Raw genomic sequence first — 24,681 nt, 5'->3', positions numbered from 1 at the left:
CCGCATGGGCATACAACCTTTTATTTTAGGACACCACTGTACAAAATGTTTACCTCTACCTCAGGTTTGAATTTTACTTTTGCATAATCTTTATTCCAATTTTTCTTCTTCCATAAGTCAGGGTGATAGGCGATAAGGTGTCTGCCGATACCGAAAGCATCACAGTTTGCTTTTTGTAACTTTTTCGTTATCTTTTTAGCTTCTTTCGTAAGTTGTGTAGACAATTCTTTATTTAGTTTTTTTCTTTCATCCATTTTGTAAAGATTATCTCTCGGAGCTTCAAGCGCTATAACTTTTAGTTGGAGCTTAATGTGAGCATAAACATTTCCTTTTTTATCTGTTGTTATTTTTAAGTCGCGTTTTAACTTTCGATTGCTAATTTCCATTGTTAAATAATCAGATGTTTTCTCTGATTCATCGCTAGTAAGCTTTTGGGTTATACGGGCACTTGTTCCCATTTTTCCAGTTAATAATACGAATAAAACAGATTGTTTCAAAGGTAAATGCCCAGTTAATTTATCATTATTAAATAAAGCTAGACCGTTTGTAATCACTTCTTTTCCTTTTATTTTTATAGAAGGGAGGGTAAAGTCTTTACCGGGATCTAACATTTTTGTAGCAGCTGTTTCTAAAGTTTCTTTTGGAAACACACTCATATCTTCTAAACTTTTCACTTTTTTCTTTAGAAAATCTCCAATTAGTAAATTTCCTACTTTCTTTTTTTCTAGTATCTCGGATGTTTCACCATCTACTGCAATAAGTTTTACTAAAGCAGTTGGGTTTGTTGGGTCCCGAAAGCTGACATCTAAATAAGGTAATATACCTTTTTTTAGGATTTTGGTTCCGAGTAATTGAACGCCATATTTAAAATAGCGAATATTCCCAGTCACATTTTTTTTTAGGGCATCGCTTGTATCCCTTATGTTATGCCCGTTTGCTGAATGTATTTCATTTTCGAATGAAGATTGCTCGCCGCTTGAACTTTTTACGAGTTCAAGCGTTTGCTGAAGTTTATTCTCTTCCGTAATATCATAACCAATGCTATAAGCTAATCTGGCTTCTCTTAATGGCTCTTGATCCCAACAGCCAGAAAGGAGGGAACTAGTACATAATATAAAAAGTAATTTAACTCTTTTTTGGAACATACTGTTCTCCTTTCTTATTTCTTATTACTGAATAAAGTAGAAATAAAAGAGGGAGGACAACGATGAAAATATACGTGAACTTATCAGTGAAAGTTGAAATTACTTTTAATTCTTCAGGTGTATCTATAAATAAGGCTACACTAAAAGCAATAATACCGACGATTGGAACAGCTTTTTTATGATTAGCAAGATTGAATATATGCCCAACTCCGATTGAAGCAGCGCAATAATAACTAGCAATAGAAGCCACAACTGTTATCATCCATATTGGTATGAATAGTAAATCCGTCCGGTCTATAATCCCGATATGTAAGGAGCGTAATAAGTAAGCAACTGGTTCTGGAATAAGCTCGATTTGTTTTGGGCTAAATACGATATAGCAAATCCAAACAGTAAAAGTATAAAAAAGAGTTACAAATCCGTTAGCGATAGAAATTGCCTTCAGTTTTGCCACAGAACTCCCGTTTACTTTTGGGAAAGCGATAAGAATGATTTCAAAACCATACATGGCTGTAATTGTTTCCTTGGATGCTTGAATTATATTCCACCAGCCGGCTTCTGTAATGGGAAAAATATAAGAGAAATCAGCTCGGGAAAGCCCTAGGGCAATTAAAAGAGCCATGGGCAAAATGAGAATAGAAGCCATGACATAAAATCGTACGATGACTTTAAATGTATTATAGGCTATATAGCAGCAAGCTATCGTAAATAGTAAGAGAATTGCGTACCAAGGGGTCGCTTGCAAAACCCACACTTTAATGACATTACAAGCATTTAACATAACTGTCATACCGATAAGAGTAAAATAAAAAACATAAGCAAAGCCTAATAGTTTTCCAAACTTATTACCAAATAGCATACAAACACTTTCATACATATCTGCATCAGGGAATCGTTTTAAGAAAAGCCACATTAGTAAAATAATAAGCTGAATCGCAAGCCCGGCGATGAGCGCGGAAATCCATCCACCACCTTTTGCTATTGGGTGAAGACGGTTAGGTAGAGAAAGGATACCAACTCCGATTTGGCATTGAATAACGAAAAAGGTAAATTGAACGAGCGAAATTTTACTTTGCGTGTTTGTCACCGTCCTCATCCTCTCTCGTTACATGTTGTCGTTGCATTTTTTTCGGTTTTGGATCATGTGGTCGTTCCCAAAACGACCAAATTGGAAGTCTTACGAAAGAATCTTTCATATCTTTTATCCGCATCGGGGCAACAGGAGAAAGATATGGCGTATGAAATGAATGTAATTGACATAAATGAACGAAAGTTATAATTAGACCGAATGATATTCCGACGTATCCGAATATAGCAGCAAGAATCATTAATGGAAAACGAAGAATTCGAACTGCTGAACTCATATCGTTTGATGGAACGAGAAAAGATGAGATGGCAGTTAAAGCTACAACAATAATCATCGTATAAGAAACAAGTCCAGCTTTTACAATTGCATCACCAATTACTAAACCACCTACAATACCGATTGTTTGTCCAACTCGGCTTGGTAAGCGAATACCAGCTTCCCGTAATAATTCAAAGATTAATTCCATTAAGAGAGCTTCAAAAATAGGAGGAAGTGGTACTTTCTCTAATGAAGCTTTAATTGTATACACAAGTTCGAGCGGCAATACATCAGGATGAAAGGCTACGGTTGCGATATATATAGCTGGTAAGAGAAAAGCAATCAAGAAACTCACTAAGCGAATCATTCGGACGAAAGAACCGACAATCCAGCGGTTATTATAATCGTCTGGTGATTGATAGAAAGCAAATAACGTAACAGGAACGATAAGCGCTGTGGGATCTCCATCAGATAAAATAGCAACTCGTCCTTCCATTAAATTTGCAGCGGTCCTATCTGGACGCTCTGTATTTAATTGCTGCGGAAATGGTGAGAAAGACGTATCCTCTATAAATTCTTGTATATATCCTGGAGGCATAAGTGCATCTGTCTTAATCGTTTCTAACCTTCTTTTTACTTCTGTAACTAAATCGTCATTCGCTATGTTTTGCATATAAGCAATAGCTACTTTCGTGTGCATTTCTTCACCGAGTGTAAAATATTTAACAACTACATTTGGACTCTTAATGAGTTTACGAATAGAGGCTAAATTCGTTGCTAAATCTTCTACAAAACCAGTATGCGGTCCACGTACAATACCTTCATTATCAGGCTCTGTTATATCTCTTTTTAAAGATAGAGCCGTTTCAAAAGTGCAAAAGCTTTCGACATGTTCATGAAAATATAAAGATTTACCTTGTAATAAAAGCTGCACACCATAATTTAAATTCGTTTCTTTTTTCATATTTAATGTAGAAAAAGCTTTATCTAAAGATAAATACGATCGCGTTAATAATGGCTCAAGAGCTAATTGATGAATTAGATTTGGGTCTGCTAAAGATTCGATATATATGATTATTCCTTTTCCGTTTTGAAAAGGGAGATCTAATTTTTTTATATCATCAGAATGAGAAAGTTTATTTTCAATGTAATTAATGTTCTCAGGGAGTGATGGAAACATATGCTTTTGGCCCGTACTCTCTTGTTGTTCTTTTTTCTCTGTCATAATTTCCACCTCTTTTAGATAAAGTTACTTCTGTTAATTTTTGCTTTTTGTGAGAAATTTATGCTTGGATTATTTTTGACAAAGTAGCTTGAAAGTTACGTTACGTCATCTTTTATACTATAGAAAATAGGGTATAGGGGATGATATAAATGACTTTGAGGGATATGTGGGGATGGAAAGAAATTTTATATTTATTTATGTTTGTATTTGTTATTGTTCCAGTAACTGTTGAATCTCTTTTTTATAAATATATTTTAGAAATAATAGGTAACTCACTATATGCTGGAGTATTAATGGGCTTTATAATGGCAGTGATATTTACTACTGTAGTTTATCTTTTTTGTATCAAAAGATATAAACTCTCGTGGAAAGATATTGGAATTCGGAAGCTTTCATGGAAAGATCTTTTATGGACAGTTGGAGCGGTTATTTTCTTAATTGTAGCTAGTATTGCTGTATTAGTGATAATGGAGAAAATGGGTATTTCCTTTGAAAATAGTAAGACGGAGACGGTCCAAAATGATAAATCAATCTATTCATTCTGTATCGTGGTAATTGGAGCAGCAATTATATCACCAATCTATGAAGAGATTTTATATCGAGGTGTTTTTTATACATTTTTTCGTGATAGATATGGCATGTGGGGCGGTATGTTTATTAGTTCCATAATATTTACCGTTGTCCATATCCCTACATATAACACATTACTGGTGAATTTTTTGAGTGGGGTAGTATTTGCATGGTTATATGAGAAAACAAATTCTATTTTATCAGCTATGATTGCCCACGCATTATTCAATTTCATAGCAGTACTTCTAACATTTGTGTCGAATTAAGAAGATATATAGGAGGGATATATATGGAAATAGCTGTAGAACGTGTTTTTACGAAAGAGATTTTAAAAAGAGCAGCGAATTTGTTTCATGTAACAGTAGAAGAAAAGCCACTTGGAGATTTTGAGAATTATATTTTTAAGGCGAAGGGTGATAATGATGAAGATTATGTATTACGTTTAACACATTCTTCTCATCGTTCTAAACAAGAGGTAGAGGCTGAACTAGATTTTTTACGATATGTTGCGGAGAATGGGGCAAAGGTAGCAGGACCTCTTTATTCAACGTCTCGAAATCTCGTAGAAGAAATCGTAGCAGAGGATGGGACTTTCTTTTTCGCTTCTTTATTTATATATGCAAAAGGTGAGCAAGTAAAAGGAGCAGAATCGCCTTATTGGGGAGATGCTTATTTTGAAGCGTGGGGAAAAGCGATTGGGCAACTGCATCGCCTTACAATGGATTATCCTAAAACAGACTACCGTGATACGTGGGAAGAAGACGAAAGTGGAATTGTTAATGAATTAGAAGATGGTCAAGTGAAAGAGATTGCAGCGGTATTAATGGATGAAATTAAGGCTCTTCCAGTTGAAAGAGAAACGTTCGGTCTTATGCACGGTGATATTCATCAAGGTAATTTTCATTATGATGGTAAAGAGCTAACAATCTTTGATTTTGATGATGCTGCTTATAATTACTTTATACATGATTTAGCGATGGTTTTATACTACTCTGTTCTATTTACACCGTGGACAGCAGAAGAGAAGACAGATTTTGCTCGTAAACAGTTACAAGTGTTACGAAAAGGATATGAGTATGAGCACAGGCTGGCGGATAGTTGGTATGAATCGTTACCACTATTTTTACGTTTACGTGATATAGGTTTATATGGAACGCTTCAAAAGAAGTTTAAAGGGAAAGATATGCCTGATAACTTCTTGAAATTATCAGAAGAGCTATACGAAAGAATTATTAAAAGAGAAGCAATTGTGAATATATAATACATTTAGTTCAAAACAAAGTATATAAAACAAATATATACTTTGTTTTTTTATACAAAAATATGTTTACTTTATTAAAATAATATTGTCCTAGATTCGGTATACACTTATAATTTTATATATATTCTGAATATTCTTTATAAAAAGGAGGGGGAATGTTGGAAGCTTTCGTAAATTGGTTAAATAATATTGTTTGGAGTCCAGCACTTGTTTATTTATGTTTAGGAGTAGGTTTATATTTTTCTATTCGAACGAAGTTTTTACAAGTAAGACATGTAGGAGAAATGGTGAAGCTGACATTTCAAGGGGAAAAATCAGAAGCTGGTGTTTCTTCATTCCAAGCGTTAGCACTTTCGTTATCAGGACGTGTTGGAACAGGGAATATCGCTGGGGTAGCAACAGCGGTTGCATTCGGTGGACCAGGAGCTGTATTTTGGATGTGGGCAGTAGCCTTTTTAGGAGCAGGATCAGCTTATGTAGAATCAACACTCGCGCAAATATATAAGACGAAACATCAAGGGCAGTTTCGTGGTGGACCTGCTTATTACATTGAAAAAGGTTTAGGTGTGAAATGGTATGCTTTAGTATTCGTTGCAGCGACAATTCTTGCAACGGGGCTTTTACTACCAGGTGTACAAGCAAATAGTATTGCTGTAAGTTTAGAAACTGCTTTTGGTATTAATACTACCGTATCAGGGGCTATATTAGTTGTCGTATTAGCTCTTATCATTTTCGGTGGAGTAAAGCGAATTGTTAACGTAGCGCAAGTTGTCGTACCGTTTATGGCAATAGGCTATATTTTAGTAGCTTGCGTCATTGTTGCTATGAATATTGAAAAATTGCCAGAAGCATTTATGTTAATTATAAGAAGTGCATTTGCATTAGAAGCTGCTTTCGGTGGTATTATCGGTTTAGCAATCTCTTGGGGGGTAAAACGTGGTATTTATTCCAATGAAGCAGGACAAGGGACTGGACCACACGCAGCAGCTGCAGCCGAAGTATCACATCCAGCTAAGCAAGGTTTAGTACAAGCATTTTCCGTTTACATTGATACATTATTTGTTTGTTCAGCAACAGCATTTATGATGATTATTACAGGCATGTATAACGTATTTGATGCAAGCGGAAAAAACTTTATCGTTAATAAACTAAACGGCGCTCAGCCAGGACCAGGATATACACAGGCGGCGGTAGAATCTGTTTTCCCTGGATTTGGAAATGGTTTCGTTGCAATCTCGTTATTATTCTTCGCGTTTACAACAATTATGGCGTATTACTACATTGCAGAAACGAATATCGCGTACTTAAATCGTGATAAAGATCGCCCTTGGATGTCCATGGTACTAAAGTTTGTATTTTTAGGAGCTGTATTCTACGGCTGTATAAAAACAGCAGCAACGGCTTGGGCTTTAGGCGACATTGGGGTAGGAATTATGGCATGGGTAAATATCATTGCGATTTTATTGTTACAAAAACCTGCATTAGTCGCATTAAAGGATTATGAAAAACAGAAAAAAGAAGGAAAAGATCCAGTATTCGATCCAGGGCCATTAGGAATTAAAAATGCTGATTTTTGGGAGCATGAATACGGGAAAGATAAGAAAGAAGAAGTATCTTAATCGAATAAAAATGAAGAAGCAAAGGGGAAACCCTTTGCTTTTTTTATGGACAAATTGAAGCTAAAAGTTATTTTTGGGACTATTTTTGAATATAAAAAGAATGTACATGCATTGTTAGGGGAAGGGGGAGTATGTTGATAGAATTTCGTAATGTAAATAAATATTATGGTAACTTTCAAGTTTTGAAAAATATTAATGTGCAAGTGAAAAAAGGCGAAGTGGTAGTAGTTGTCGGGCCTTCAGGATCAGGAAAAAGTACATTGCTTCGATGTATAAATCAATTAGAGGCAATTACAGATGGAGAATTAATTGTACAAAATACAGAGGTACACAATAAAAAAACGGACATGAATGAATTGCGGCGAAATATTGGGATGGTCTTTCAACATTTTTATTTATATCCACATAAAACGGTTCTTCAAAATATTACATTAGCACCGATTAAAGTAAATAAAGTTTCCAAAGAAGAAGCAGAGAAAACAGCAATGTTTTATTTAGAGAAAGTAGGAATCCCTGAGAAGGCTAACGTATATCCACATCAATTATCCGGAGGACAACAGCAACGGGTGGCAATTGCTAGAGGACTTGCAATGCAGCCGGAAATTATGCTATTCGATGAGCCTACGTCTGCTCTTGATCCAGAGATGATTGGAGAGGTACTTGATGTTATGAAAGCACTGGCTAAAGAAGGGATGACAATGGTCGTTGTCACGCATGAAATGGGATTTGCTAGAGAGGTAGCAGATAGGATCTTATTTATGGATGATGGCCAAATTATTGAAGATACAACACCGGCGAACTTTTTTGCAAACCCTGAACAAGAAAGAGCCCGTTTATTTTTAAGTCGGGTGCTAAATCATTAGAGGAGGAATTTCATGCTTAAAATGAAAAAGTTATTTACTTTAATCGTATTTTCATGTTTATTCGTGCTTGTTGTTGCTGGATGCGGAAGTAAGAAAGATGAGGCAAAGGAAACAAATACGAAGCAAGGCGGGGCTGTTGAGCAAATTAAGAAACGAGGGAAATTAGTAGTTGGGGTGAAGAATGATACGAATTTATTTGGATTAAAAAATCCTTCAACAGGGCAGGTAGAAGGATTCGATGTTGATGTCGCCAAGGCACTGGCGAAAAAGATTCTTGGAGATGAAAAGAAGCTAGAGCTGAAAGAAGTAACGTCTAAAACACGCATTCCAATGCTGAAAAATGGTGATATTGATGCAATTATTGCAACAATGACAATTACGGAAGAACGCAAAAAAGAAGTGGATTTTTCAGATGTATATTTTAAAGCAGGACAATCGTTACTTGTGAAAAAAGGAAGCAATATTAAGAGCGTCGATGATATAAAACAAGGCGTTAAAGTATTAGCTGTAAAAGGATCAACATCTACAAATAACATTCGTCAAAAGTCACCAGAAGCGACTGTATTAGAGTTTGAAAATTATAGTGAGGCATTTACAGCGTTAAAGGCAGGTAAAGGTGATGTGTTAACGACAGATAATGCGATCCTTTACGGAATGGCAAAACAAGATTCTAATTATGAAGTAGTAGGAAAAATTTTCACAGATGAACCGTATGGAATTGCAGTGCAAAAAGGGGCAGATGATTTAACGAAAGAGATTAATACTTTAATTAAAGACATGAAAGCAAGCGGGGAGTATGACAAATTATATGAGAAGTGGATTGGACAAAAACCAGAAAAGTAGATAGTAAAAGTGAGAGGATGAGAGTACTCATCCTCTTCTTGTAAAGAAAGAGGGGAGAATATGTGCCTGATTTTTCTATATTAACGAATAACATTGATATGTATTTAGAAGGGTTTAAATATACAGTTATGTCTAGTGTAATTGCATTGATAGGTAGTTTTATTTTAGGAGTAATTTTGGCAGTAATGCGTATTGCACCTATTCGCATTTTAAATTGGATAGGATCAGCTTTTGTGGAGTTTGTAAGAAATATTCCACTTGTATTAATTGCATTTATATTCTATTTTGCTTTACCTGTAATAGGAATTACTTTAAATGGTTTTGTAGCAGGAACAGTTACGCTTACGGTATATACGGCAGCTTTTATTGCAGAAGTAATTCGCGCTGGTATTTTATCAGTTGCGAAAGGGCAGATGGAAGCTGCTCGCTCTTCAGGGCTAACGTATGTGCAGGCGATGTATTATGTTGTCTTACCCCAAGCAGTGAAAATTGTAATTCCCCCTTTAGGAAACCAGTTTCTCAATTTAGTTAAAAACTCTTCAATACTTGGAATTATTGCTGGTGCTGATTTAATGTATCAAGGAGATTTAATTTCAACGAAGACGTTTGTTACGTTTGATGTTTATATATTTGTCGGGATGTTTTATTTAATATTAACAATTCCGCTCAGTATGCTAGTGCGTTATTTAGAAAAACGCTTAGCAAAGGAGGCGGTGTAAATGGATTTCAAGGGAGCAATTACAGGAGATCATATTCTATTTTTATTAAAAGGATTACTTATAACATTAGAGGTAGCGCTCATAGCAATTGTACTTAGTTTTATTATTGGAAGTGTAATCGGTATATTGCGCTACACGAAAATACCTGTCGTCTCACAAGTATTAGGAGTTATAGTTGAAGTGATTCGAAACTTACCACTACTGTTAATTATATTTTTCACGTATTTTGCACTTCCAGAAGCAGGCTTGAAATTAGAAATTATAACAGCTGCAATTGTTGCTTTAACAATATTTGAGGCAGCAATGATATCTGAAATTGTTAGAAGTGGTCTATTGTCTATTGAAAAAGGGCAGGTTGAAGCTGCAAGATCTTCGGGATTAACGTATGTTCAAGCGCTTTGGCATATTATTTTGCCACAAGCATTAAGGAGAATGGTTCCGCCGCTTGTCAGTCAATTTATTTCATTGCTGAAGGATACGTCGCTAGCGGTTGTTATATCACTCCCTGAGCTTATGCATAATGCTCAAATTATTAGCGGGCAAAATGTGAATTACATGATTCCGACGTTTATAGTAGTAGCTTGTATGTACTTTATCGTAAATTATAGTTTATCAATTTTATCGAGAAGATTAGAACTCCGTTGACTCTTACAATATATGTAAGGGTTTTTTCCTTGTTTCTCCTTATTTTCCTCTAAATAGAATCTAAATCTTGCAATAATTCGATTTTTATATTGTTTTATCAGAAAAGTTTTAATTTTATATAGAAAATGTAATCGCTTTCGTGTATATTTTTATTATCAGAAAATTTTAACAGGATATAGGGGTATGGTAGGGGGAGGATTTAGATGCAGCAACCAACGAATGAGAAATTACATCGTACGATGAAGAGTAGACATTTATTTATGATCGCACTTGGTGGTGTAATCGGAACTGGTTTCTTCTTAGGTTCAGGTTACACCATTAATCAGGCTGGACCAGGGGGAGCCATCCTTTCATATTTAGTAGGCGGATTTATTATGTATTTAACAATGCTTTGTCTTGGAGAGTTAACGGTAGCGATGCCGGTTTCAGGATCTTTCCAAAAGTATGCGACGAAGTTTATTGGACCAGGAACGGGCTTTATGATTGGCTGGTTATACTGGCTCGGCTGGGCAGTAACAGTGGGTCTAGAATTAACGTCAATCGGTTTAATGATGAAAAGATGGTTTCCAAATGTTGAGGTTTGGGTATGGTGCCTTGTATTCGGTGTTATTTTATATGCTTCAAACGCAATTTCGGCGAAAAGTTATGCCGAATTAGAATTTTGGTTCTCTAGTATTAAAGTAATTACAATTCTTGCATTTGTTGTGCTTGGTGGTAGTGCATTATTAGGATTTATATCATATGACGGAAAAGAAGCAGCACCTCTTTTCTCTAACTTTGTAAGCGATGGTGGACTTTTCCCGAATGGACTAGCTGCCGTATTACTTACAATGATTACAGTTAACTTCTCGTTCCAAGGAACAGAGTTAATCGGAATTGCAGCGGGAGAAAGTGAAAATCCAGAAAAAACAATTCCACGTGCAATCCGTAATACAGTATGGCGCATTATGTTATTCTTCATTTTAACAATGACGATTTTAGTAGGATTAATTTCTTGGAAAGAAGCAGGCGTAATTGAAAGTCCATTCGTAGTCGTATTTGATAAAATTGGTATTCCATACGCAGCTGATATTATGAACTTCGTTATTATTACTGCGTTATTATCTGTAGCGAACTCTGGATTATATGCAGCGACGCGTATACTATGGTCACTTGCAAATGAGGGAATGGCACCAACTTCCTTCCAGAAAGTAAATAAGCGTGGTATTCCAATTACAGCGCTAGTCGTAACGATTGCGGTAGCTGGATTATCTCTATTCACAAGTTTCCTTGCAGAAGATACAGTATACATGTATTTATTATCGATAGCTGGTTTATCGGCTGTTTCAAGTTGGATCATTATTGCTCTATCGCAACTTCGCTTTAGAAGTCAGTATATAAAAGGTGGAGGAAAGTTAGAGGACTTAAAGTATAGAACACCACTATACCCAATTGTCCCGATTTTAGCCTTAATTACAAATAGCATTGTTGTTATTAGTTTAGCGTTTATTCCTGAACAAAGAATGGCGTTATACTGTGGTATTCCATTTATCATTTTCTGCTATATATATTATTATATTAGTAAGAAACGGCAGAAACCGATGAAAGTGGAGATGGAAAAAACAAATGAAACTAACAATCAAACACGATGATATAGAAGCAGATTTATCGTATGGTCAATTAGCGATTGGAAAAGAAAACGGGTATTCACCGTTACAATTACTCATTTCTTCTATCGCAGGATGTAGTGCAATTGTCTTTCGAACAATTTTAGAAAAGAAACGTATTACATATGATACGTTTACAATCGAAACTGAAATTGGTAGAAGTGAAGCTTTATCGAAGCCAGTTGAAAGTGTTCATTTGCACTATAAAATTAAAGCAGAAAACATTACAGAAGAGCAGCTGGACAAGGCGCTGCAACTTGCAGTGAAAAATTGTACGATTGTTCAATCTGTAAAAGATAGTATAAAGGTTACGGAAACAATTGAACTAATAAAATGAAACATAAAAACGTGAGAGCCGTATTCTCACGTTTTTATGTTTTTAGAAAGAGGGGAAAGTGTAGTGGGCTGTTTAGGTTGTAAATTAGCAAACGAAGAGAAAAAAATATATAAAGTATATGAAGATGATTATGTAACTTGCTTTTTAGATCATGCGCCTTTCTACCCAGGACATACTTTAATTGTGCCAAAGCAGCATGTTGTAGAAGTAGACGAATTAGATGATGTTGCTCAATTATGGATGCTTCTAAGCTGATTGCAAAAGCGATTAAGGCATTATATAAACCAGATGGAATTACAGTTTGTCAAAATGGTAGAGTATTTAACGAGTTAACACATTACCATATGCATGTCGTACCAAGATATAAAGAGCGTTCGTTTGCTGAGTTTTATACGGTGCAACCGGAGGAAAAGAAGAATCATAACTTTGAAGAGACAAAGAATTTGTTAAAAGAAGCGATAGAGCAAATACTGCATATTGAAAAGGTGTAAAAGAATTTTTCTTAGAGATACAGTCAGGAAAATTCTAATATTAAAAAGCCCAATTTCTCAGTTACAATAGAGAAATTGGGCTTTTGCTTATTCTATTATTAAATTTTATCTATAAAAAGATTTTGTAGTGTCACAAAGTATAGCGCTCATTCGTTATATAGAGTGAGAGGAGGAATTATATGAAAGTTACAAACAACGATTATGAAAAGATGGAAGAGCTATATGAGTTGTATGAACAAAAGATTTATTATGTAGCGTATTCTATTTTAAATAATATTCAGCAGGCCGAAGATTCGGTTCAAGAGACGTTTATTACTCTTTATAAGAACTTGGAAAAGCTCCATAGCTTGAGTATTGAAGAGCTTAAACGCTACATTTTGAGGGTTGCGAAAAACAAGGCGATTGATAGCTATCGGAAAAATAGACGACATGAAACATTTTTAGAAGAATATGAAAGAGAATCAACAGAAACAGTAGATGAAAATATTGAAAAGTGGGAAAAACGTGTAATGTCCGAGTTTCAAATTGATGCATTGTTAAAAGAGTTAAATGAGTCTAATAGACAGGTGTTTAAGTATAAAGTCTTCTATAACTTAACGTATCAAGAAATTTCAAGTGTCATGGGGATAACGGAGGCCAATGTCCGCAAGCAGTTTGAGCGTGCTCGAAAACGAGTCCAAAATATGATAGGAGGTATACAACATGACGAATTCAAAGAACTCCAAAGAAATATATGAACTTGCTGAAAAAATTGCTTTAGATGATTTTGATAAACTCGAAGAACAACATGAATTTTCACATACATATACGCGCAAAAAGAAATTGTTTATGGAAGAAATGAAGCTGAGAGGCGAGCGACCACAGAAAAAGCGTAAAAGACATCGTATGTTAATCGCTGCTGCCTGTTTATTAATTGGTATGCCAACAACTGTTTTTGGTGCAGTGAAAGTCTATAATATGATTGTTCAGAAACAAAATTACGAAGTAAATGTGTCGGTAAAAAATAAGGACTCAAAAAAGAGTGATAAGTGGTATAAGCTGAAAATAGGTAAATTGCCAGAAAATATGGAAGCAATCGATGATAGTGCTATGAAATATTCATTTAAAGATAACGACGCAATGGGCGGGTTTTCATTTGTTCTTTCGAGAGTGGGAGAAAATGCGGATTTTCAAACTTTATATTCAAAAAGTTATGAAGAAAAAGAGATAAATGGCAGGAAAGCAGTAATTGTCCATAAAGAAACTGGAAACAACAACGTAATGTTTGACAGAAAGGTCTTTCTCTTTTTTGAGAAAGAAGGGATTATGTTAGAAAGTTATATTGGATCCGATGTAAACGAAGAACAAATGATAGATGTGTTAGGGAGTATTTCACTTGAGCCTACGTCAAAAGAAAAGGCATCATATATAGCAGATTATGATGAAAATCGCTTTACCAAAGCAGCTGAACCGAAAGAAAATAAGGTGATTCCATTGAAAAAAGATAGTAAACGACTATTTCATATAGGACAAAAGGTTCCAGTAACGATATCTATGGATAACAGCCAAATTGAATATGTGATAGAAAAAGTTGAAGTCTTTGATTCAATTAAAGATTTTAAACAAGAGAATTTTAATGAACTTGGCCTAGAGATATTAAGCAAGAATAAGGCTTTAGATCAGATGGGAAAATTACTATCGTACAGACGAGATGAATATAAATTAGGGAATGGTAAAGATTCAATTGATACATTAGTAGATTCGAAATTAGTTAATGTTAAATTTGTCTATTTAACAACAACAGTGAAAAATATTGGTAAAAAGTCGACAGAAGAAATCTATATGCATCCATCCATAAAACAGCTTAAATTTGAAGGGAATGCATGGAACTACGCTAAAGAAGAGGGAATGGACGCAACGCGTATTATGACGGGTGAAGTTGATTACTTGGAACCTCACGGAGACGGGAAAAGCTTTTATAATATTGGCAGTATCACACCAGGACAAACGGTGAAGGTTAACTTAGGTTATTTTGTAGATGAGGATAAACTAGATTCAATCTTTTTGGATGCTTTCCATTACAGAGGGAATGGTGGCACTGAAAATATGAATGCGGAATATCGTTGGTGGATTGATATTCGTCAATAGTAACAAAGAGACTAAAAAGCTGCTTACATCTAGCAGCTTTTTTCGTCTTCATACATATGTAAAATTTCTTTCGCACGTATACGTAAACCATCTATCAATTCTGTCGGTTCTAAAACTTTTGCATCTTTTCCGAGTCTATAAAATAAAGGGGTAATAAAATTGATTTCTCCTTTATCAATTGTTGAATTTATATATCCTGTCCCATCCTCGTTTATTATAACGAATTCCTCAAGATAAGGGACGCTTTTACATTGGCGTACGCCTTCTGTTGTCAGTAAAACATGTAACTGAGTAGGGATGTGTACTACGTTAGAGTTAGAGGCAAACCACTCTTCTAAATTCATGAATGTATCCTCATTTTCTTCCGTTGATAATATGGAAAGAATACGATCGATGCGATACAGTAATACTTTTTTTCTACCGAAGTCATAGGACGGTAAGTACCATAACCCGTCGTGAGCATATACACCAATCGGATGAACATGTTTTGTTTTTATCCCTGATTTAGATTCGTATTGAAAGTGTAAATTTTTATTTTCAATAGCCGCTGTTAACACTTCGTTTAAAAGTGGGGTCTCAATTGTTCTCTTCGGATTCCAAAAGGCGATATAAGAACGTATTTTATCAACTTTCACTTTCGCATCATGTTGTAGGGAGCTATACAGTTTATGTGTAACGGAATTGATTTCTGTGTTAAAAGGTAAGTCGCGATAGTAACTTAAAGATTGAAAAGCAAAAAAGATAGAGACTGCTTCTTCTTCCGTAAATAAGATAGGTGGAATGACCCTAGTTGTTAATACTTTATAGCCGCCGTTACGACCTTGTTCTGCGTAAATGGGCAACCCCATATCACTTAAATCTAAAATGTATCTATGAACCGTACGAACGGAAATATTAAATTCATCAGCTATTTCTTGAGCTGTAAATGTTTTTTTCGCAGAAGCAAATATAAGAATATCTAATAAGCGTTTAGCTTTTGACAAATGTATCACCTTTTCTTTTTAACATGATATAAATTGTCATGTTTTATTGTTAGTATATTGTTTACATCATATGTTATCAAGATGAGATACAAGGAGGAAAAGATATGTCACGTGAAATAGTTTTATTTATAGCGGCGAGTTTAGATGGATATATTGCGAAAGAAAATGATGATTTAGAGTGGTTAATGGAAACGGAAGGAGAGGGAGATAATGGTTATACAGAAATGTACGAAACGATTGATACAATAATTATGGGAAAGAAAACGTACGATTATGTAGTAGAGCATACGGAAACATTCCCGTACTTAGATAAAGCATGTTATGTTTTTTCTCGTTCAGAAAAAGGTTCAGACGGAAACGTGGAATTTGTAAATGAAGATGTAGTGGAGTTTACAAAAAGGTTAAAAGCACAAGAAGGGTCTAAAATATGGATGGTTGGTGGAGGAGAGCTACTGAGAGAATTCTTTAAAAATAATCTAATTGATGAATATATTGTTACGATTACACCGCATATATTAGGCTCAGGTGTCCCATTATTTAAAGAAAAGAATCCAGAAATTAATTTAACTTTAACGGATACGAAACGTTTTGGGCAATTTGTAAATTTATATTATAAAGTAAAATGATAAAGTGAAACTTTAATCAGTGGGGGTTTTGTTCATCTCCCACTGATTATTAGTTGAACCAATCGGGCTTTTACGGGCAGTTGATCCCCCACCTAACTTCTTTGCTTCCGCTGAATTTTGATGTAGGGGTCTTACTGCCCGTTAATGCGGGATAAAGAAATGATAAAACAAGATCCATGATCAACTTCACTCGTGACAGTAATCGTCCCGCCGTGTAGTTCTACAATTTCTTTCACGATAGATAGTCCTAAACCAGTTCCACCTGTAGCTCGTGATCTTGCTTTATCAACTCGATAAAAGCGTTCGAAAATGTGAGGGAGGTCTTCAAGCGGAATACCTTCGCCTTCATCTTCAATTGCAATGGAAATATGTTTATGTTCTTCTGTAACAGAAATGTTTATATGAGAATGCTCTTTTGAATGTCTATAAGCGTTATTTAAAATATTCACAACAACTTGTTCGAATCGTTGTTCATCTAAGTTTACTAGCAGTGTAGGAGGACAAGAGAAAAAAACTTTAATGTACCTTTCTTTATACATGGCGTTTACTTTTTCACATATACGCGTAAGGAAGGTGTGTAAATGCACTTCCTTTACTTGAATAGAAAAGTTATGTTGTTCCATTTGTGCAAGTGAAAATAAATCTTGAACTAAGTTTGTAATGTAATCAGACTCATCTTTTATAATTGATAAATATCGCAAACGTTGTTCAGAAGGGGTGCTTTCTTTTAAAGCAATGTCAGCGTAACCTCTTACGTATGTTAACGGTGTTCGTAATTCGTGAGCGACACTTGCTAGAAATTCACTTCGCTCTGTTTTCATATAATGTAGATCATTTGCGAGCGTCTGAATAGATGATGCTAGTTCACCAATTTCATCATTTCGAGTAGTTGTTAATGAAACAGATAAATCACCTTTACTCATTTTTTCAGTGGCATGTTTCATGTGTAACAATGGTTTTGTTAATAATCGAGATAATAGGAAAATTGTGATGACTGTGAGTAGAAACGTGATGGCACCAGCAATAATGAATTGTTTCGTTAATCCATTAACTAACTTTTCAATTGATTCTGTTCCAAGAAACATGTACACATAGCCTTCATGTTTTCCATCTACTACAATGGGGCTAACTGTACATATATAATTAGATGTTTTCCAATGATTTTCTATAATCGCTCCATTATGGTCTGTTCGAGTTTGCATTTTACTAATATGATCGTTTATAGTCGTGTTTATTTCGTTAGATTTAGCTAGTATTTCTTTATTTGCATTTGTAATAACGACAGTTGTTTCAGCTTCAGATTCCATTAATGCTACGTGAGAGATGGTTTGCTCATCGTAATATTTTTCAAGTACATCTCGATGACTATTTCCTCGCTTTAATAAAGCTGTCATCTCTTCATTTACTCTAGTGTTTACAAGACTATAATAGAGCAAAATAAAGAGAACACTTTCAATTAAAAGTGTAACAATTAAAAAATAAAATCCGAATTGAATTGAAATTCGTTTCATCGTTTTGCCCCTTACTGTTCAGTATCAATCCATCGATAACCTACTCCATACACGGTTTTTAAATGATGATCAATAGGGAAATTTGCTTTTCGCAATTTATCACGTAAATTACGAATATGTGAATCGACTGTGCGATCTTCTGTATTTGTGTTTAACCCCCAAATTCGTTCGATGAGCTGATCACGGTTTAATACGTAGTTTACATGGCGTAAAAATAATCCGAGTAAAGAAAATTCAATTGGTGTGAGAAGGAGTTCTTCATTATGGACAGAAACGAAGTGTTTTGTTTCATCCCATACAATACCGTGATATTGGATTTGTTTATGTTCATTTGTACGTCTTAAAACGGCTTCAATTCTTGCGAAAAGTTCTTCTTCATGGAAAGGTTTCGTTACGTAATCATCGGCTCCAATTTTTAATCCTTGAACGACATCTACTGTTTGATCACGAGCTGTAACCATAATAATAGGAATGTTACTAAAAGATCGGATTTTTTTGCACGTTTCCCATCCGTCCATCTTTGGCATCATAATATCGAGTAAAACAAATTTAAAGTTTCGATTTTCTATATGTAAAATAGCTTCTTCTCCTGAAGTCGCACATACGCAGTTATATCCAATTGGTGTAAGATAAAGCGTTAATAATTCAAGCATTCTCGGTTCATCGTCTACGAGCAGTATATCAATCATAGAGAGCCCTCCATATTTATAATCGTTACTTAAAGTGTAATGCAAAATCATGAAGAAATGGTGCAGATTATGATGTGTCTGCATAATTTCTTCAGAATTGCTTGTTATTGTGGAGTTGAAATTACATTTTAGGTAATCATATTGGCTCAAAAATGATTAATACGGAGGCGGTATAGTGAAAAAAATGACCCGAATTTTTGGGATAACAATAATTACAGCAGTTGGTCTTGCTGCATGCGGACAAACGAATACAGACCATAAAAACCATGAATCTACAAAAGAGAAGAAAACAGAGCAAAAGGAAATGAAAATGAATCAGGAGGTAACGGCGCCAAAAGAAATGAACCAAGGTGCATCTAATGATTTATTAACGACAAGTTTAAAAAATGTAACGAGATTAAACACAAACGACCCTTTGCAAATGGCAGTATTAACTTCACAAACGATATGGCCAGCAACTCATAAGGAGAACCAGCCAGGTGCTGTTATTTTAGTACCAGCAAGCGAGTGGCAATTAGGTATTGCGAGTGCAGACCTTATTCATCATCCGAATAACGGGCCGATTTTATTTATAGAAAAAGAAAAGATACCGGAAATGACGTTAAAAGAAATAAAACGATTAAATCCAATCGGAACGAAAGATGGAACACAAATTATGGTGATGGGGGATGTAGGTACTAGCGCGCTTGAGCAATTAAAAGGTTATAAAGTAAAACAAATAAAAGAAACAGATCCAGCTATATTTGCGAAGGATGTTGATAAGGAGTATGCCGATATAACAGGAAGCTACCCAAATAGTGTTATTATCGGTTCGTCTGAAGAAGAAGGACGTTTATATACAACACCAGCTGTAAACTGGATTTCTCATATGCCAGAACCGCTTTTATATACAGAAAAAGATAAGGTGCCAGAAGCGACAATAGAGGCATTAAAAATGAGAAAAGATAAAGCAAATATATATGTATTAGGGCCAGAAAAAATTGTTTCAAAAGAAGTAGAAAAAGAGCTAAGCAAATACGGGAAAGTAACGCGTATTAGTGGAGAGACCCCTACAGAAAACTCGATTGCGTTCGCTAAGTTTAAAGATGAAAAAACAAAATTTGGCTGGGGATTCACAAAACCTGGTCACGGTTTATCATTTGTTTCAAGTAAAACACCAGATTTAGCAGTTGCTGGGGCACCTTTTTCACATATGGGTAAACACGCACCTGCTGTATTATTAGAAGAAGGTAAAGCTTCACAACCAGTGTATGACTTCCTTGCAAGCATTCAGCCGAAGTTTAAAGATGATCCAACACTTGGACCATATAATCACGGTTTCTTATTAGGAAGTACGAGTGATATTTCATTTGAAACACAAGGAATACTAGATGAGAGGTTAGAAATTGTTCAGGAAAGTGGTCAAGGACACGGTGGACATTAATGAAATGAGAAAAGATGCTACTAAGGTAGTGTCTTTTTCTTTAGGAAACTTTTACATAGCAAAAAATCTTCTACTCGTTATATAATAGCTTTCGTGCAGTCGGCTAGATTTTCTTATGGAGAAAATCAAATTATAAAGGAGTAGAGGAGTGATATTTTGTTTCAAACGATAAAAAATGACTGGTTTTCTAATGTGAAAGGGGACGTGTTATCAGGAATTGTCGTTGCTTTAGCGTTAATCCCTGAAGCGATAGCCTTCTCTGTTATTGCAGGCGTGGATCCGACAGTTGGACTATACGCAGCCTTTTGTATTGCAGTTACCATTTCATTTGTTGGCGGAAGAACTGGAATGATTTCAGCTGCAACAGGTGCAATGGCATTATTAATGGTAACGCTTGTTAAAGATCATGGTTTGCAATATTTATTTGCTACAACAATATTAACAGGTATTGTCCAGATTATTTTTGGCGTGTTCAAACTGAGCTCATTTATGAAGTTTGTTCCGAAATCTGTTATGAGTGGTTTTTTAAATTCACTTGGAATTTTAGTTTTTACAGCGCAATTGCCACATTTTAAAAATGCAACTTGGCAAATGTATGCACTCGTTGTATTAGGACTTGCAATTATATATTTATTTCCACGTATTACAACGGCTGTACCTTCTACGCTTATTTCAATTATTATTGTGACGAGTATTGCACTTATGAGCGGATTACAGTTGAAAACAGTAGGAGATATGGGAAGCCTGCCGAAAGAATTACCGTTCTTTAGTATTCCTGACGTGCCTTTTACACTTGAGACATTAGGGATTATTTTACCTTATGCAGTTATGCTTGCAATTATCGGTTTACTAGAATCATTATTAACAGCTTCAGTTTTAGATGATATGACGCATACGGAAAGTAATAAGCATAAAGAGGCACGTGGACAAGGGATCGCAAACATTGTTGCTGGTTTCTTCGGAGGAATGGCAGGTTGTGCAATGATCGGTCAATCTGTTATTAATATTAAATCAGGTGGACGAGGTCGCCTATCAACATTTGTAGCGGGCGGATTTTTAATCGTATTACTATTCGTTTTAGGAGATTATGTCGTTCATATTCCGATGGCAGCTTTAGTTGCAGTTATGATTATGGTTTCAATCGGAACGTTTGATTGGAACTCTGTAGCAACGATTCATAAAGTGCCAAAAGGGAACGCATTCGTCATGATCGTAACAGTCGTGGTCGTTCTTATCACTCATAATTTGGGATTAGGTGTAATTATCGGAACAGTAATTAGTGCGGTTTTATTTGCATTCAATATGGCAAAGATTCACGTGAAACATTTATATATTGAAAATAAGAAAATATACGAAATTCACGGTCAACTCTTCTTTGCATCTACAGCAGATTTTATAAATGCTTTTTCATTGGATGAAGATATAAAAGAAATCGAAATGAACTTTACTCATGCGCACGTATGGGATGATTCGGCAGTGGCATCAATTGATAAAGTTATTATGAAATATGAACAAAGTGGCGTGAAAGTAAGTATAACAGGATTAAATGAACGTAGCTCAAAACTTGTTGCAAATTTAGCTACTTATAATAAAAGAATTGCTAGTTAAAAGCCTCCTTTTTAGGGGGCTTTATTATATAATACGAGTAGGATAACGAAAAGGGGATTCAGCATATGTACAAACAAATTATATTAGCATGTGACGGTTCTGAACATGCACTTCGAGCAGCGGAACATGCAACATATATTGCAAAATGTAGCGAAGAAACAAATGTTGAAGTTGTGTACGTAGTAGATAATAGAACGGCAAAATCAGATATTATACAAGGTCAAACAGATTTAGAAACAATATCAGCTAGTCGAAAAGATAAATTAAAAGAGATTGAAGGTTTATTAAAGAAAGAGAACATTTCTTATACAATTACGATATTACATGGTGATCCTGGAGATACAATTGTTCAATATGTGAATACAGGAGATATAGATCTTGTCATTGCTGGAAGTAGAGGGCTCAATACACTGCAAGAAATGGTGCTGGGAAGTGTAAGTCATAAAATAGCAAAGCGTGTGAAATGTCCAGTGATGATTGTAAAATGAAATAGAATGTAACGAAGACCTTAGTATAACTGAGGTCTTTTTTTATGTATAAATGACTCTTATTTGTGGAAATACTAGATATATAAGTTGAAAAGATGTTAACTTACAAATTTGTAAGTTAGTTGTTAGAGAAATCGATGTTATGAAATTTTTCCCATTGGTAAAATAAAAGTATCAAAGGGGAGATAGGGAGGATGGAAGTAATGAAATCATTTCAAAATTTGTCATATAGCCAAGGTGTCAGTCTTATTTGTTTAGGGGGATTTGCTGCATCTGTTACGTTAGCCGTTTTAATAAAGGTGTTTCATCAAATCTTTTAATCTTATAGTAGGGAAGGAATGGGTTGTTATCATTAGTAGGAACAGCAATGAAAATAAAAAATAGCTCTTAGCATGTATGTAAATGCTAAGAGCTATTTTTATGCTTGTTATATATTATTTAAGCTTGTTTTGATTTTACTGACCCTGTATTTAAAGTAAGAGCAAGGAAGAACATTGCAAGTACGCAAGATGCAAGTAATAAGATGAATCCGCCATCCCATCCGAATGCATCTACGATAAAGCCCATAGCTGCACTAGCGAAAGCTGCTCCGCCTAAGTAACCGAAGAATCCAGTTAAGCCTGCTGCAGTTCCAGCAGCTTTCTTTGGTGCTAAATCTAGAGCGTGTAGACCAATTAACATAACCGGTCCGTAAATTAAAAATCCAATTGCGACAAGTGCGATACTATCAACCATTGGATTACCAGGAGGGTTTAACCAGTAAACAAGAACTGCGATAAATACACCAACCATAAATAGAATACCAGCAGGTGCACGACGTCCTTTAAATAGTTTATCACTCATCCATCCGCAAAGAAGTGTACCTGGAATACCAGCCCATTCATATAGAGCGTAAGCAGTACGTGAGCTACTATGAGTAAAGCTTTTTTCTTCTACTAAATAAGTAGGAGCCCAGTCTACAACGCCGTAACGTACGAAATATACGAAAACGTTCGCAATAGCGATGTACCATAAAAACTTATTGTTTAATACGTATTTAAATAAAATTTCCTTTACTGAAAGTTCGCGTTCGCGATCTTTTACTTTTTCATCTGGTGGATATTCCCCAGTATGTTCTTCAATAGAAGGTAGTCCACAAGATTGAGGTGTATCTTTCATCGTAATTAATACATAAATACCAACTAAAATTGAAAGAATACCTGGGAAGTAAAAAATACTTTTCCAGTCATCTGCGAAGAAGTATAAGCCTAATGTTACAAGGGAAGGCATAAGCGCTCCGCCAACATTATGAGCGACGTTCCAAATAGACATTTTTGTACCACGTTCGCTAATAGAGAACCAGTGCACCATCGTACGACCACAAGGAGGCCATCCCATACCTTGTACCCATCCATTTAAAAACTGAAGTACAAACATAAGTATAATGCTCGTTGTAATGAAAGAAAATGAGCCGAAAATAATATTAATGATACCTGATAAAAATAGCCCAGCTGCTAAAAAGTAGCGAGGATTACAACGATCGGATACGATACCCATAAGAAATTTACTTAATCCGTAAGCAATAGAAACTGCTGAAAGGATAACCCCAAGTTCCCCTTTACTAAAGCCTTGCTCGATTAAGTATGGCATTGCTAGTGAAAAGTTTTTTCGAACAAAGTAGTAGCCTGCATAACCGATGAAGATACCTAAGAATACTTGTAAACGTAATTTACGGTATTCGCTATCAACGCGATCAGCTGGTAAGCGTTCCGCGTGGGGCGCAGGTTTAAATAATTGTGTGAAAAACATAAAATGAAAATCCTCCCCTAATTAATTCGAAGCGTTTTAAGACAGAGAATATAAAAAGGCCATGAAATATAAAAAAGTTTCCTTTTTTATGATTCATAGCCGTGTACTCCGTTTCTCCGTGACTGTCAATATTAACTTCGTCGAAAATTATACAACTTTGTGACAAAAATGTAAACGTTTTTATGAATAAAAGTATTGACGGATTTTGTTCGCGGGATTAATATTTAAATAAGTTAAATATTTTATTGTTTAAATAAGAGGTGGATAACATGCCAAATGATATGACGCATATCGATAAAATTCAAGCTCTTGCCTTTTCGATTGGAAAGAAAATGCAGACGGAGTTATTAGAACAAATGCAAGCAACAGGACTTACACCACCGCAGTTTTATATTTTAAAGATTTTAGATCATTATGGGGCTTCAAGAGCGACAACATTAGCAAAAAAGATGTATGTGAAGCCTAGCGCGATTACAGTGATGATTGATCGTCTAATCGATCAAGAACTTGTAGAACGCTATCACGACAAAGATGACCGTCGTGTTGTCATCATCGAGTTAACGAAAAAGGGGAAAGCTAGAGTAGAAGAGGCAATGACAGCTCGCAACGAGCATATTGCAAAATACTTTTCACATTTAGAGTTGCAAGAAAGAGAAGATTTATTACGTCTCTTTGAGAAGTTAGAAACCATTATTTGCGGGACACAAGAGAAAAAAGAGAATAACTAAG

24 protein-coding genes and 1 pseudogene are annotated in these 24,681 nt (G+C 35.3%); 18 read left to right on the top strand and 7 right to left on the bottom strand.

Going from position 1 to position 24,681, the window contains the following annotated elements:
- Nucleotides 1-20: 20 nt before the first annotated feature.
- Genes gerKC through gerKA form a run of 3 tightly spaced genes read right to left on the bottom strand, consistent with a single transcriptional unit; the run spans nt 21 to nt 3,715 of the window.
- The gene (gene gerKC / locus ACUN13_RS23230) at nt 21-1,145 is read right to left on the bottom strand and encodes a spore germination protein GerKC (protein WP_000486848.1); all 1,125 of its coding nucleotides are present in this window, start codon (nt 1,143-1,145) and stop codon (nt 21-23) included.
- Nucleotides 1,126-2,232 carry a GerAB/ArcD/ProY family transporter gene (locus ACUN13_RS23225; RefSeq protein WP_000185789.1) on the bottom strand — a complete coding sequence of 369 codons (1,107 nt, stop codon included), beginning with the start codon at nt 2,230-2,232 and terminating at the stop codon, nt 1,126-1,128. The genes gerKC and ACUN13_RS23225 overlap by 20 nt, the downstream gene beginning before the upstream one ends.
- Nucleotides 2,213-3,715, bottom strand: coding sequence for a spore germination protein GerKA (gene gerKA, locus ACUN13_RS23220; protein ID WP_089607229.1), 1,503 nt, complete (start codon nt 3,713-3,715; stop codon nt 2,213-2,215). The genes ACUN13_RS23225 and gerKA overlap by 20 nt, the downstream gene beginning before the upstream one ends.
- Nucleotides 3,716-3,864: 149 nt before the next feature.
- Between gerKA and ACUN13_RS23215 the strand changes: the two genes are divergently transcribed.
- The 12 genes and pseudogenes from ACUN13_RS23215 (at nt 3,865) to ACUN13_RS23160 (ending at nt 14,836) form a co-directional block, all read left to right on the top strand.
- Nucleotides 3,865-4,551, top strand: coding sequence for a CPBP family intramembrane glutamic endopeptidase (locus ACUN13_RS23215; protein ID WP_000175182.1), 687 nt, complete (start codon nt 3,865-3,867; stop codon nt 4,549-4,551).
- Between the two features lie 23 nt (nt 4,552-4,574).
- Nucleotides 4,575-5,546, top strand: a complete 972-nt coding sequence (locus ACUN13_RS23210; RefSeq protein WP_000401644.1) for a phosphotransferase enzyme family protein — start codon at nt 4,575-4,577, stop codon at nt 5,544-5,546.
- Between the two features lie 158 nt (nt 5,547-5,704).
- Complete coding sequence (locus ACUN13_RS23205) at nt 5,705-7,165, top strand: alanine/glycine:cation symporter family protein (RefSeq protein WP_000387160.1); 1,461 nt, start codon at nt 5,705-5,707, stop codon at nt 7,163-7,165.
- A 131-nt stretch (nt 7,166-7,296) separates the two neighbouring features.
- Nucleotides 7,297-8,028, top strand: a complete 732-nt coding sequence (locus ACUN13_RS23200; RefSeq protein ID WP_006917993.1) for an amino acid ABC transporter ATP-binding protein — start codon at nt 7,297-7,299, stop codon at nt 8,026-8,028.
- A 12-nt stretch (nt 8,029-8,040) separates the two neighbouring features.
- A complete protein-coding gene (gene glnH, locus ACUN13_RS23195; RefSeq protein WP_000916491.1) occupies nt 8,041-8,871 on the top strand; it encodes a glutamine ABC transporter substrate-binding protein GlnH in 831 nt (276 codons plus the stop codon).
- A gap of 62 nt (nt 8,872-8,933) precedes the next feature.
- Nucleotides 8,934-9,590, top strand: a complete 657-nt coding sequence (locus tag ACUN13_RS23190; RefSeq protein ID WP_001112667.1) for an amino acid ABC transporter permease — start codon at nt 8,934-8,936, stop codon at nt 9,588-9,590.
- Entirely contained in the window at nt 9,591-10,235 is a 645-nt protein-coding gene (locus ACUN13_RS23185) for an amino acid ABC transporter permease (RefSeq protein ID WP_000345960.1), read from the top strand.
- 203 nt (nt 10,236-10,438) lie between these two features.
- Nucleotides 10,439-11,866 (top strand): amino acid permease, encoded by a 1,428-nt coding sequence (locus ACUN13_RS23180; protein ID WP_445423984.1) that lies wholly within the window; start codon nt 10,439-10,441, stop codon nt 11,864-11,866.
- Nucleotides 11,841-12,218: an OsmC family protein gene (locus ACUN13_RS23175; RefSeq protein WP_000778831.1), complete on the top strand. Its 378-nt coding sequence runs from the start codon at nt 11,841-11,843 to the stop codon at nt 12,216-12,218. The genes ACUN13_RS23180 and ACUN13_RS23175 overlap by 26 nt, the downstream gene beginning before the upstream one ends.
- A 63-nt stretch (nt 12,219-12,281) precedes the next feature.
- Nucleotides 12,282-12,709 (top strand): annotated as a pseudogene (locus ACUN13_RS23170) (HIT family protein).
- Between the two features lie 179 nt (nt 12,710-12,888).
- The gene (locus ACUN13_RS23165; RefSeq protein ID WP_025687262.1) at nt 12,889-13,446 is read left to right on the top strand and encodes an RNA polymerase sigma factor; all 558 of its coding nucleotides are present in this window, start codon (nt 12,889-12,891) and stop codon (nt 13,444-13,446) included.
- Nucleotides 13,412-14,836: a DUF4367 domain-containing protein gene (locus tag ACUN13_RS23160; RefSeq protein WP_025687261.1), complete on the top strand. Its 1,425-nt coding sequence runs from the start codon at nt 13,412-13,414 to the stop codon at nt 14,834-14,836. Before ACUN13_RS23165 ends, ACUN13_RS23160 begins: the two co-directional genes overlap by 35 nt.
- A gap of 29 nt (nt 14,837-14,865) precedes the next feature.
- On the opposite strand, the gene ACUN13_RS23155 is transcribed toward ACUN13_RS23160, so the two are convergent.
- Nucleotides 14,866-15,828: an HTH domain-containing protein gene (locus ACUN13_RS23155; RefSeq protein WP_157797727.1), complete on the bottom strand. Its 963-nt coding sequence runs from the start codon at nt 15,826-15,828 to the stop codon at nt 14,866-14,868.
- A 95-nt stretch (nt 15,829-15,923) separates the two neighbouring features.
- Here ACUN13_RS23155 and ACUN13_RS23150 point away from each other — a divergent pair, with 95 nt between their 5' ends.
- Nucleotides 15,924-16,445 carry a dihydrofolate reductase family protein gene (locus ACUN13_RS23150; protein WP_000085779.1) on the top strand — a complete coding sequence of 174 codons (522 nt, stop codon included), beginning with the start codon at nt 15,924-15,926 and terminating at the stop codon, nt 16,443-16,445.
- A gap of 131 nt (nt 16,446-16,576) precedes the next feature.
- Here the strand turns inward: ACUN13_RS23150 and ACUN13_RS23145 are convergent, their stop codons facing one another.
- Both ACUN13_RS23145 and ACUN13_RS23140 read right to left on the bottom strand, forming a co-directional pair.
- Nucleotides 16,577-17,956 carry an ATP-binding protein gene (locus ACUN13_RS23145; protein WP_088345275.1) on the bottom strand — a complete coding sequence of 460 codons (1,380 nt, stop codon included), beginning with the start codon at nt 17,954-17,956 and terminating at the stop codon, nt 16,577-16,579.
- A gap of 11 nt (nt 17,957-17,967) precedes the next feature.
- Nucleotides 17,968-18,645, bottom strand: a complete 678-nt coding sequence (locus tag ACUN13_RS23140) for a response regulator transcription factor (RefSeq protein ID WP_000565475.1) — start codon at nt 18,643-18,645, stop codon at nt 17,968-17,970.
- 175 nt (nt 18,646-18,820) lie between these two features.
- Between ACUN13_RS23140 and ACUN13_RS23135 the strand changes: the two genes are divergently transcribed.
- The 4 genes from ACUN13_RS23135 to ACUN13_RS23120 all read left to right on the top strand — a co-directional run bounded on the left by ACUN13_RS23135 (nt 18,821) and on the right by ACUN13_RS23120 (nt 22,484).
- On the top strand, nt 18,821-20,068 hold the full coding sequence (locus tag ACUN13_RS23135; protein WP_047792199.1) for a cell wall-binding repeat-containing protein: 1,248 nt from the start codon (nt 18,821-18,823) through the stop codon (nt 20,066-20,068).
- Nucleotides 20,069-20,224: 156 nt separating this feature from the next.
- A complete protein-coding gene (locus ACUN13_RS23130) occupies nt 20,225-21,676 on the top strand; it encodes a SulP family inorganic anion transporter (protein ID WP_000487893.1) in 1,452 nt (483 codons plus the stop codon).
- Between the two features lie 65 nt (nt 21,677-21,741).
- Nucleotides 21,742-22,164: a universal stress protein gene (locus ACUN13_RS23125; protein WP_000277999.1), complete on the top strand. Its 423-nt coding sequence runs from the start codon at nt 21,742-21,744 to the stop codon at nt 22,162-22,164.
- A 203-nt stretch (nt 22,165-22,367) separates the two neighbouring features.
- The gene (locus ACUN13_RS23120) at nt 22,368-22,484 is read left to right on the top strand and encodes a DUF4027 family protein (RefSeq protein ID WP_000834733.1); all 117 of its coding nucleotides are present in this window, start codon (nt 22,368-22,370) and stop codon (nt 22,482-22,484) included.
- Nucleotides 22,485-22,602: 118 nt separating this feature from the next.
- On the opposite strand, the gene glpT is transcribed toward ACUN13_RS23120, so the two are convergent.
- On the bottom strand, nt 22,603-23,952 hold the full coding sequence (gene glpT / locus ACUN13_RS23115; RefSeq protein WP_000466385.1) for a glycerol-3-phosphate transporter: 1,350 nt from the start codon (nt 23,950-23,952) through the stop codon (nt 22,603-22,605).
- A 269-nt stretch (nt 23,953-24,221) separates the two neighbouring features.
- Between glpT and ACUN13_RS23110 the strand changes: the two genes are divergently transcribed.
- Nucleotides 24,222-24,680: a MarR family winged helix-turn-helix transcriptional regulator gene (locus tag ACUN13_RS23110; protein WP_001132365.1), complete on the top strand. Its 459-nt coding sequence runs from the start codon at nt 24,222-24,224 to the stop codon at nt 24,678-24,680.
- Nucleotide 24,681 lies beyond the last annotated feature (1 nt).

The sequence above is a fragment of the Bacillus cereus group sp. Bce041 genome, assembly GCF_052646455.1.
Note: the sequence above shows the minus strand (reverse complement) of the source record. Positions and strands in the feature narration are given on the sequence as shown.